Genomic DNA, 1018 nt, shown 5'->3' with positions numbered 1-1018 from the left:
GGGGGGTGGGGGAAGGGGTTGATGATGCGGCTGGGGTTGGCGTTGGACACCCTGTTGGGTCCTGAAGGAATGACCGTTGGTTGTTTCTTGGGCCGTTGGTTCTGTGATGCTGCTGTTTGGTGGTGTTGCGGGGGTGGCGGTGTTGCCTGGCGTGGCTTGTCTCGTATACCGGATGCTGTTGTGCCTCTCGTTTGGGGGGTGGGTGGTGTTGCTGGTGCGGGGTGGTGGTTGCGGGTTGGTTGTTTGTTGAGAATTACACAGTGGACGCGAGCATCTTTGTGGTCAAGTTGTCAAGGGCGAACGGTGGATGCCTTGGCACCAGGAGCCGATGAAGGACGTGGGAGGCCGCGATAGGCCTGGGGGAGTTGTCAACCGAGCTGTGATCCCAGGATGTCCGAATGGGGAAACCCGGCATCAGTCATGTGGTGTCACCTGCACCTGAACTCATAGGGTGTGTGGGGGGAACGCGGGGAAGTGAAACATCTCAGTACCCGTAGGAAGAGAAAACAATTGTGATTCCGTGAGTAGTGGCGAGCGAAAGCGGATTGAGGCTAAACCGGCTGCGTGTGATACCTGTCAGGGGTTGCGTGGTTGGGGTTGTGGGACCCTGCGGCACGGGCTGACACTCGTGTGGGGAGTTATAAAGCTGGTGGTTAGTTGAACAGTCTGGAATGGCTGACCGTAGACGGTGAAAGTCCGGTAGGTGAAAGCTGCCAGTCTCCTGTGGGTGTTCCCGAGTAGCGGCGGACTCCTGTAATCTGCCGTGAATCTGCCAGGACCATCTGGTAAGCCTAAATACTTCCTGGTGACCGATAGCGGATAGTACCGTGAGGGAATGGTGAAAAGTACCCCGGGAGGGGAGTGAAATAGTACCTGAAACCGTTCGCCTACAATCCGTCGGAGCCTCTTTTGTGGGGTGACGGCGTGCCTTTTGAAGAATGAGCCTGCGAGTTAGTGGCATGTGGCGAGGTTAACCCGGGTGGGGGAGCCGTAGCGAAAGCGAGTCTGAATAGGGCGT

The 1018-nt window shown here is 57.3% G+C and carries 1 rRNA gene; it reads left to right on the top strand.

The features are described from left to right. Nucleotides 1-280: 280 nt before the first annotated feature. Nucleotides 281-1018, top strand: a 23S ribosomal RNA gene (locus tag T398_RS26845); the annotation flags it as partial.

Source organism: Salinispora goodfellowii (assembly GCF_059570675.1).
This window is presented reverse-complemented; position numbering and strand designations above follow the sequence as displayed.